Genomic DNA, 9,617 nt, shown 5'->3' with positions numbered 1-9,617 from the left:
CTCCAGTCTCTCAAGAGTTGGAGCCTCCGACGAACCCGGGGCGATTCAGGTCGTCGTAAGGTACGCAACGATCCAACGTTGTCGTTCCAATTATCCAGTCCAGCTCGCGGGCCGTTGCCTGAAGGTACGACCAGAGGCTTTTACCCCTGGGCAGCGTTCGGCGGGCCAATACGCGGCTTACTGAGAGAATTCGCACGCTGTACTCCGACAGCGATTAAGTTTTGGCGCTCCGCGGATCGCCGAGAGGCTGCAGTTTGAAGGTCGGACCGTGAGTGGCAATCGCGTCGCACGGTTAATGCCCACTTACAGTCTACAAGGCATCCCGCAACAGCGGCGCTAGCGCGCCAGGCCCTCCAGCGCTCAGCCGGATCATGGCCGGGCCAACCTCAAAGCAAAACGGATGACCGACATCAGCTATAGCCGAACCGCTGAAGCCTCGTTATACCTGTGTGTCGCTCTCGACCTCTACAACGAGGCGGCGGTGGGCTAGTCAGTGAGTACAAGTCAAACGCGGAATCTCATGCCCATAGCCGTGTTAATGGCCCCCACAGGCAACGCGAGGCACACGACGAACCCGTCGCGCTTCACTCCGATAGAGGACTCAGTTCACCAGCGACGATCAGCAGCGCTTTCTTCGCGGCCACAATTTGATCTACAGCATGAGTGCCGTCGGCCACTGCGGCGACAATGCCGCCGAAGGCCTCGTAAACATGCGCAAGCGGGTGAGTGTGGACAGGCAGCGCCACCAGACGTTGACCGTGGCTCAAACCAACCTATTCGACTAAATCGAACGCTCGATAAACCGCTCATCCGCCAGAGCGTAACAGCCGAAGATCGAAAGTATCCGCTAAACCTTCTCTCAACCGTCGCTGAAACGGTACAGAACGCCTTCGATGGAGCGCACCATGAATTTGAGCTTGCCCTCATTGGCATCATACAGGCCAGTCGACGTCCTTCAGTTTGCCCGTAATTTCTGCAGCAAAATCCTGCTCAACTTGGCGTGCATGCTCGATCTTACCCTCGATATGACGCCGCATACTAAAAACTGAGCGAAACCCACGCGCGCTAGCGTGTTCACTTGGTGGTATCGACTTGGTGCCGAGCATGTAAGCGTGCTGACGCAAGTTATTACGATACTCACGTGTCAACCGCGGCTTCGCCCCGTCAACCTGAAGCCCGAGAACGAGCCGGCGCGCGCCTGGGGGTACAACTTGCGTTTTAGCGGCATGCAAACGGAGCCCTTCTTTTTCTATACACCTTATCGCGTACTCCACAACTTTGGCAGCATCTTCGCGGGTAAAATCTTTATCGGTCGTGGAAAACGTCATATCATCAGCATAGCGGGTATAAACGAGCCCTCTCCCGCGAGCGAATTTGTCTAGCTGCTCATCGAGCGGACGCACGGCTAAATTGGCGAGCATAGGGCTTGTTGGAGCTCCTTGCGGTAGGCTCCCGAGGCGTAAACGTGCGGGTACCGCCGAGTGCCACACTCGGCCACCTACTGGATAAAAGTCGCTGTCCTCTTTCAAGAAGCCAAGACCACCAGACCTATCTTTGCGGCTATTTTTCAGCGGCTGATATCGATCGTAAAACGCCGGGCCACGTGTGCGGGTAAAGGAGCCTCTCGGAATTAGAAGATTGTCACTAAACTGTGCCGCTGGCACTAAGCGCGTGCATAGTCGGGTCAGCTCAAAAGCTAAAAGCTTTGGATAGCCGAGCCCCGTGAAAACTCTATAGATCTCCGGCTCGTATATTGACTCAAAAAAATTCTCGATATCGAGCTTTATCAGCCACCGGCAGCCGCAATGGGGCCGTGCCGCGTCAATAACGCTCGCGTTTTTGCAGAACGCCGTGCTAGCTCTATGAACACTCGTATTGAGAAGTATTCGGGCGTGGATCCACCGCTGTAAACGCATAAGCTCTAGCGATGGCACAACGACACGCCTCATACGCCTTCCAGTTCGCCCGAGCGACCGATCGCGGATTGAGTTACGACTTCTTTTCTTAGCAAGAAAAAACTCGCGATACGGTTCTGCCCCCCAACCACCCACCCAGTGACGCATCAAAGGATATGAAACATTGGCCAACGCCGCGAGATGTCTTAACGTGAACACAACCGCGCGGTCCGGGTGGCCAGTAGTAATACGGTCGGCGACCTCGACCGCTTTCTCAATGACTAAGTGGTCAGTAGAGAGTCTTTTCGCGACGAATTGAAATCGCTGCGGAGAAAAGTTAAGCATCGACTTTGACCAGCAAGGGTTCGTATGCCAGCGTGGCGTCAGCCTAGGCGTTCGGCGGTTAAACGGCACGCTGGCAAACGACAGGCTAGCGGTGGCTCATTCATAGGGCATCGGCAACTCCTAGCCCCAGAAGCCAGGATTACCCTGGCTCCCTACGCAGAAGCGTACTGCTCTCGTAGCACGAGCTCGCTCGTTGCAACTTAACCCCGCAGCGATGTCGGACAGTATACCGAAACGTGATCTTCCGGATAGGCGCGTCCGGCCCCGCGAACGCGGCGTGCTGCTCTAAGCTCCGCTAGGCCTCTGTCGGTAATTACGTTCGATGCACTAATCCAACCGGCACTCTTAAATACGTCTAACAGTACTGTAACCGTTGCCATATCAAGATCAGTTCGACAGGATAACTTGATGGCGTCATGTAAGCCGCGTGAAATAGCGATCAAGGTTAATAGAGCAGCGCGCGTCGTCGTAGAAAAACGCTCTAACAGCGCCGGCTCGCTTAGGCGAGGCTCGTCGAATTGCAGAAATTGCTTTGTAAATTTCTCTATATCCGACGCCTTATCGAACGAGCTAAAATTTACTGCAGAACGCTGCGGGAAAAGCGGCACCCAAACCCGAGTACTTTTCCATAAAATTCGCGGCACGGTATTCGGGCACCCATGTCCGAAAACGGTTAGTGTCCCACTACTCTTATATCCTAGCGCTGTCTCGTTCTCATCCGTTCCTCCAGGATCATATTTCACGCACAGATCGCGTACCTCTTCGGCATTCTGGAACGGGGTCCAAAGGTCTGAAGATACTCGACAGTTCACAACGCGCGGCGCTAATGAATGATTTTGAATGCGTTTTAGTCCATGGGAGCTGGTCGAATAGGCGAATACAATAATCTCGAGCGGTACGTGAAGGTGCGATTTCCAGCTATAAATAGATCTAGTTTTCCGCATTGCATCAAGTATTTTTAAGATGCGGTCCCCGGAGCCAATATTGTCTGTGACAATCGCGAGTCGTCTAATCGCATCACGCGTTTTTTTTGGACGAAGAATGTCGGGTCCTGGAGACAAGCGCGTTTTACAGTCGTTACGCCCGTGAACCTCAGATAAAACGTTCCCGATTATTCCTTCGCTGCCGACGCGTTGAGATCCCCTCGGAGGCGCTACAAAAGCAGGCCCCCTTTTTCCGACCGATCTTCTACGCCGCGTGCTCGGGTCTAACTTAGGAAAGAACCGACTCCCGGGTGCTAGTTCACGTTCAGCGTACAGAGCCAACCATTCATCCCTAGAATGACAAATAAGCTGGTCCGCAAGCCATATCCTTACATCGTCGGTCCTAACGAACCGAATCTGCTGCAATAAAGTATAAGCACTCGAATAATCATGCTGGTGGAACTGACGAAGCCAGTTCTGCGCCTTGCCCGTCTTCGTAATATCTAGCATTACAAGTCGATATCGCTAGTTGAACGACGCAACCCCCTATACGCGCCGAAGATTAAAACGCCGGTGGAACAGCACCCTATATTTCCGTCCGCGCAATGCTTCGGCGACCATATCACGCAGGGTCATCGAGGTGCCCCCCCCCCCGCGAGAGCTTCGAAGGCCAATGTCATGCCGTAAGCAGCCGCAAATACTTCGTGATATATACCGCGATTACTCTTTGCTACCCACATTGAAAAAAAAGCAGTCTAACGCCTCATAGCCCGTTTTTTGGACGAGCTTAACCAGATCGGCTGGTGGGGCAAGGCCATCAGTCACTGCAGTAGTATCCAGCCAAAGAACTTGCTCGGCTTCTGCAGCTAAGCCCAACATGCCGGCGCCAAGCGCCATCGATATAGCTTGTTCGAGCATGGCGCGCTGCACTTCTCTGCCCTCTGCAAGTGCCAGGTACTCCCTTAAAATCTGGGCAGTTAACATCAGATACTGGTAGCTCTGCTCCACCGACTCTCCGTAAGCTTTACTTATCAAAGCGTCGCAGCGCCTCAAGTTATGCCGTGTCGCCAATCCGAATCTCGCCACGACTAAATCGACCTCCAAAGCTAACACCTGGTCCTCGAATACATCGGTTCTTTGCAAGGCCACCTTCGCAGCTCTTGCGCCCCCCTCTTTTCTAAAGCTCATGCTGAGCCAAACGTTTGCGAGGTCAATCAAAGCGTGTACATCTGCGGATTCAATATATCGACGCGAAGCGCGCAACTCGGCAAACCAATCGTTAGCAAGGGACTCAAGCCCTAAAAGACACGCGGCTTTCAGTCGCCAATAGCCAGCACGTACTCTTCTTATTCGCGTCTTTGCGGTCGTATCGACAGAACCTAAGCCGTCGATTACGGCACTAGCGGCGCGAACACAGTCGGCGTAGTTTCCCCGCAAGAACTCAAGCTCCGCGAGGAAATGATACGCAATAGCCCGGATCACGCCGTTGGCGTGCTGAAGTTGCGCCGAAATGAGATCGTTCGCGTCATCCAGTTCTCCTAGAGCTAAATCAAATACGAGAGCCCTTCGGCAAAAGTAGCCGCGATCGAATCGAGTGCGATTACGCGTTCGGGGAGCTTCTATAGATCTAATCTCAGCGTTGGAGGCACTTTCAAAGAAGGCGACGAATGCGTCGCAAACTCTTTTGCCGGATTTCGCCAATCCCTCGTTCAAAAACACTTTCGCTTCGTAGAAGCGCCGTTCAAATATTTCCAACGCCTCTGCGAACATATTGCCAACCAGAAGTGCTTCGACTGCGGCTATAAGAGGCTCGTAGGCACTAGCGCCGTGGGCATTTACCTCGTCAGGTCGAGATGTCAGCAAGTCGACCGCTGATAAGAAGGCCTTGTTATCGTCAACTAATCTCTGTCGAAAGTAGTCGCGGATGATGGGATGGCAAGCATATAGACTTCGCCCCCCAAGTTGGTCGTCTACGATCAAACCACTCACAGCCAACGTTCGCATGTCTTCGGCAAGACCCAGCTCATTTATTTCAGCCTCCGCGCCGATATCGGGGCTTATCTTCTTTGCAAGCAACAAGATGGCTTGCCTCGGAACAGGGGTTCTGAATATCGACAGGGCTAAAAGAACCACAGTCTGGGTTAAGGTGAGCGTATTAGCGTAAAAATCCAATAGCCGAACCAGTTTCCCCTGAAACTCGGTATTTTGGCTCAGATCGGTAAATACATTTACGAGGTGTCGCCGCGGCTCATCGCGCTTTGCCCGCGGGAGAGATGCAGCAAAAATTCTTAGCGCTAGCGGGTGCCCCTCGAGATATCGAGAAATAGCCTCTCTGTCATTCACATCGCCGAGCACTGAATTGCTGAAAAGGACTTCCGCGCCTTCACTGTTAGTCAATGCCCCAACCATGCATTCGACCGCGACGGACGTAAACCTAAAATCGGTTATAGGGAAGCGGCTCGTGCAGACGCAAATCCATGGTGACTTTGCGCGTATGACGTGCTGTAGAAAGTCGCGAAGCTTTGCGTCTACAAAGGTGCCATACGACCTGCCTTCAGAGATGCCTTCTTGTAGCACCTCCAAGCCGTCAATGGCCAGAATTAGCGGCGGCAGGCGATGAAACTGCTTCTCAACTAAATCTAGAACGTCACCCTCAGACCCTTTTTGAGGTCGATCCCACCCGAGTTCTTCGCTGAACGCTAAAAGCTCTGCGAGAAACTGATCTACACTTCGCTCTACGTAGAAGCTCCAAAAAAATAGGCCCTCTACGTTCCTAGAAATACGATGGTAATCCGTTTTAAGCCAGTACCCTAATAGAGCCGTCTTTCCCGTCCCCCCGATGCCGACGAGCGATATAAGACGCGTCTTTGAATCACTGCACCAGCCATCCAGTTGCCGCGTTAAATCTTGGCGACGGACATACGTATCGTCGTTAGTAGTCTCGTGATTCCAGGAGGTTCTCACCCTCTCGAGTAGCGGCGCGACGCGTCCTCCTTCTATCTCGGCGTGTCTTGCGCGAGCACGCCCCTCAGCCGCACTCTTCATCTCCTTAAGAGTTTCAACTGAGTACGAACTAAAGTCTTGGTCGAGCTTTTTATGGCAATTGCCACACACCCAAATTGCGTTTTCAAGATCCCGACGCGACTCATCCGTCATGTCCTTGTCATATCGCGCAGCACCCGGTTGAGCCCCCCTTATATGCGCTGCCTCGCCGACGCTGAACGACTTACGGGAATCTTCACTTGGACCTAGAGTAGGCCTATCACAAACTGAGCAACGATGCGCAACTCGTTCTGCAGCCACATCTTTAGTTTTTTGCCGAAAGCCGGGACCTATCACTTGCGCTTACTCACAGAGGACTGCTGAAACGACGTGTACGAACTACTCTACCAAGCATATCTAAGACGATCGCTCGCAACATTTTAGAAACCACGAAACGTATACAGAACCACGCTCCTAAGGGACCTCGCGAGAAGAGGACGAGCACGTCCGCGCATCGCGCTCTATTAGTAGAATGCAACCTCTGGATTATGTACAAAGCTCGGCGAGCCGTTTCTGCTCCAGCATTTCGTCCAGAGTGAAGCGAAAATCGCTCCTTAGCTTGCGGTTTATTGAAACCGATAGCCTACGAACACCGCCCAATGAGGTTCCACTGAGGGCCGTACATAATCACTAGCGACCTTGCTGCTAATGGACGGCACCGGCTCGCTCCCCCAGTTAACGCTCCGGAAACATGAGCCACATAAGAGTCGGGAACAGCGCCTTCGCCTCGTGTTCACTACAGGTCCAGCACCGACGGGTTAGCTCCGCCGCTACAGCTCGCCGTGTGACTGGGAGCCCCTCCTCTCGCAAGCGGCGGATCACATCCTTCCCGACTCGTATATGAGACTCGTTGCGCCCGCGCTTTAACTGCTTTTGAAAGCGCTTACGCCTGGTCGTTAGCGTTTTCGTTGCCTCGTGAGCGTAATAGTAGAGTGTTGCCTCGGGGCAATTCAGGTCCCGCGATAGTCTTTTTATCGATCGCAATTCCGCGTCGTCTTTCCGAAGCTCAGCTCGGACCTCGGCTTCAATGTTTTTCTTGTCGTGCCTTCGAACCGGCGCGTCGCGACTGAGCTTATAGATTCGCCCAGACGTAAAGGGCAGCTCCAGCTGGTGTGCCGCCGTTAGTGGATCATGCAGTATGTCCACGGGCGATATTTGCATATTGGCACAGAGACGAAAAAACGATCTAAGAGTCGGCAGAGTCACTCCATATGCCCATTTCTCGAGTGTTTGTAACGGAAACGCGAACCTATCCGCCAGACTCAAATAGGACATGTTTCGCGCAGATCGCATTTCAGCTAGGAAGAGTCTGAACTCTCGCCCATTTAGCCGACCCTGGAGGCCTTTTTTCTCAATGATCAACCGGCCCACTTGCTGCGCGAGCCACTGCTGATACGGGCGATCCAGATCAGAACACCCGGGTGTCGGCGGATTCCTCCAAAGAAATTCATTGCAATGCGCGCATAGATCGACCGCCCAACGAATCGAGATAGCGTTTTGTGTCTTGCCACAACTGGGGCAGCGAACGGACAGCTCGCTGCCGTGTATCGGACAATGAGTGAGGTCTGTTACCTGCCAACGTAATTGATCAAACGGCTCGTCCTCATTACGGCGGCTTTCCAAGTAGCAGTGGGCGCACCAATGGCGGTGAACCTTCACAGCATTCGCACCATTACGCGCAAAAGGGGTGCCGATTTCACCCAATGTACTGTCGATGATGTCGTTATCGTCGAGTAAGTTCGCCAAACTTTTCGTTACATCGGCCTGCACGTTCCCGTAGCTGTTGATCGTTCGACCGTCCGCGGTAACAAGCGCTGTACGCATGTTTTCGAGACGAACGCCGGTTGCCCGCTCCATGATCCGGAATAAGGCGCCCGCCGTACATCGATGGGCTGCCATTAAACGCGTTAAATAGCTGGTTAGTGACTCAACCTCGGCAGTACCTCGCCCGAACGGTTGTATCGATTGAAATAGCTTTACGGACTCCATCGCTAATCTTCCGGCCCTACGCGATCACGGGCAGGATTACGCTCGCCCACCCGACGGTTTTGCGAGCGCTTTCGCGCCACCTGATGAACCGGTTCAGACGACCGCCCGGCGTTATGCTTTGGCAGCGCTCGCTCGCCGCGTTCGATCTGCTCACGGAGGTTCGCCAACACGCGACGATCCTTGAACGCCGCTTCGATATCGGCCCACGTAAGCGAATGCCCGCCACGTTTGGCCATCCAGCAAACCGAATCGCTCAGCACCTGTTTGATCCAGCCGATACAACCTGAACTCGCCTGAAATAACGGCCCTGGATTTTCCGTCAGCACGCCGGCGGGGCATTGTTCTAACGCGTCTTCGTAGGATTTGAGGATTCTTACGAACTCCTGCTGATCGAACGAGTTGGTCGCGTCATACGGCCCCATATGAACGACGTGTGTCATACGGTCGAGCGCAGGGTCTCGCCGGCACATTTGGAGCAGCTCATAGGTCCCGCTGACGACGATGAACGAAGGTCGATTAGCCTCGTTCCGTAGAAGAGCGGCTAGCGTTCGCAATTGCTCCACTGCAGCACCCGGGCGCCCTCTCTGGAGCATGTCCTCGCCGTGCGTTATCAGCAGATGCCTTACATTGCGCTGCACCAGTGCGTTCGAAAAATCAGCGCGATAATCAGGTTCACCTCGATACCGCGAGTTGCGCACGAATTCGGTCACGAGGCCCGGATTCTCGGACGCTCTCCGACGCTGCCCAGCGAGCGGGTCATGCAGGGTGAGGAGACCGGTTTTCCAGAAACTCTTCCAGTTGAACGTGCCATTGGCTGGCGGATGCGCATCAACGCGAACTGCGTGGTACAGATCATCCACCGCACAGTCTTTGAGGAGCGACCTGCGCAGCGCGCGCATTGTCGAGGCCTTGCCTACACCGCCAGGTCCGACCACGAGAAAAACGCGGCCCGGTTCGCCAAACGTCATAAACGTTCTCAACTCCTCGATGACATCGGTTTGCCGGTGATGGTCCAGCACCAAACTTCGCAGTTGGCGGCTGGTTTGACGAATGAGGCTCTTGGCGTTACTCATCGCCGAAATCCTCGAGGTAGGAGCGACCATACCCCGGTATAGAGTAGCGTTCGCACGTGGCGATATAGACGGAGCCGAACCGATGGTCACGAGATTCACTACCAGCCGATTACGACCCAAAGCGGCCGTAAGGCATGAAGCTGATCGATCTGCTTGGGCTCCGGGTAACCGATAGCACCCAGTGTAGCGGTCGGGTTAGAGCCGGCGTCATATCGCGTCGTGGATGTACATCGGCGCTGAGAATCACCGCTCCTACCACTGCGACACGTATCTCCACGAAAGAATTTAGTATTCTCGCCGCGGCTAGATTGCGCAGTCACGCCGTTGTCGCGCAAGCTCGGCGTTAGTCG

At 54.0% G+C, this 9,617-nt stretch carries 6 protein-coding genes and 1 pseudogene; 1 reads left to right on the top strand and 6 read right to left on the bottom strand.

The window, feature by feature from the left end; all coding sequences use genetic code 11:
- Positions 1-229: 229 nt before the first annotated feature.
- Positions 230-340, top strand: a pseudogene (locus T5B8_RS18775) (hypothetical protein); the annotation flags it as partial.
- 244 nt (positions 341-584) lie between these two features.
- On the opposite strand, the gene T5B8_RS18770 reads toward T5B8_RS18775, so the two are convergent.
- From T5B8_RS18770 to T5B8_RS18750, 6 genes are all read right to left on the bottom strand, one after another.
- A complete protein-coding gene (locus tag T5B8_RS18770) occupies positions 585-767 on the bottom strand; it encodes a hypothetical protein (protein ID WP_353162747.1) in 183 nt (60 codons plus the stop codon).
- Between the two features lie 165 nt (positions 768-932).
- Positions 933-2,240, bottom strand: coding sequence for a reverse transcriptase family protein (locus tag T5B8_RS18765; protein WP_353162750.1), 1,308 nt, complete (start codon positions 2,238-2,240; stop codon positions 933-935).
- 200 nt (positions 2,241-2,440) lie between these two features.
- Positions 2,441-3,673 (bottom strand): phosphoribosyltransferase-like protein, encoded by a 1,233-nt coding sequence (locus T5B8_RS19995; RefSeq protein ID WP_434555273.1) that lies wholly within the window; start codon positions 3,671-3,673, stop codon positions 2,441-2,443.
- A 210-nt stretch (positions 3,674-3,883) separates the two neighbouring features.
- The gene (locus tag T5B8_RS18760; protein WP_353180858.1) at positions 3,884-6,319 is read right to left on the bottom strand and encodes a hypothetical protein; all 2,436 of its coding nucleotides are present in this window, start codon (positions 6,317-6,319) and stop codon (positions 3,884-3,886) included.
- A gap of 561 nt (positions 6,320-6,880) precedes the next feature.
- Complete coding sequence (locus T5B8_RS18755) at positions 6,881-8,194, bottom strand: TniQ family protein (RefSeq protein ID WP_353162832.1); 1,314 nt, start codon at positions 8,192-8,194, stop codon at positions 6,881-6,883.
- A 2-nt stretch (positions 8,195-8,196) separates the two neighbouring features.
- Positions 8,197-9,267 (bottom strand): hypothetical protein, encoded by a 1,071-nt coding sequence (locus tag T5B8_RS18750; protein ID WP_353162834.1) that lies wholly within the window; start codon positions 9,265-9,267, stop codon positions 8,197-8,199.
- Positions 9,268-9,617 lie beyond the last annotated feature (350 nt).

This window comes from Salinisphaera sp. T5B8, assembly GCF_040361255.1.
In the GTDB taxonomy this organism is placed as follows: domain Bacteria; phylum Pseudomonadota; class Gammaproteobacteria; order Nevskiales; family Salinisphaeraceae; genus Salinisphaera.
The sequence above is the reverse complement of the archived record's forward strand: the minus strand, read 5'-3'. Positions and strand labels throughout refer to the sequence as shown.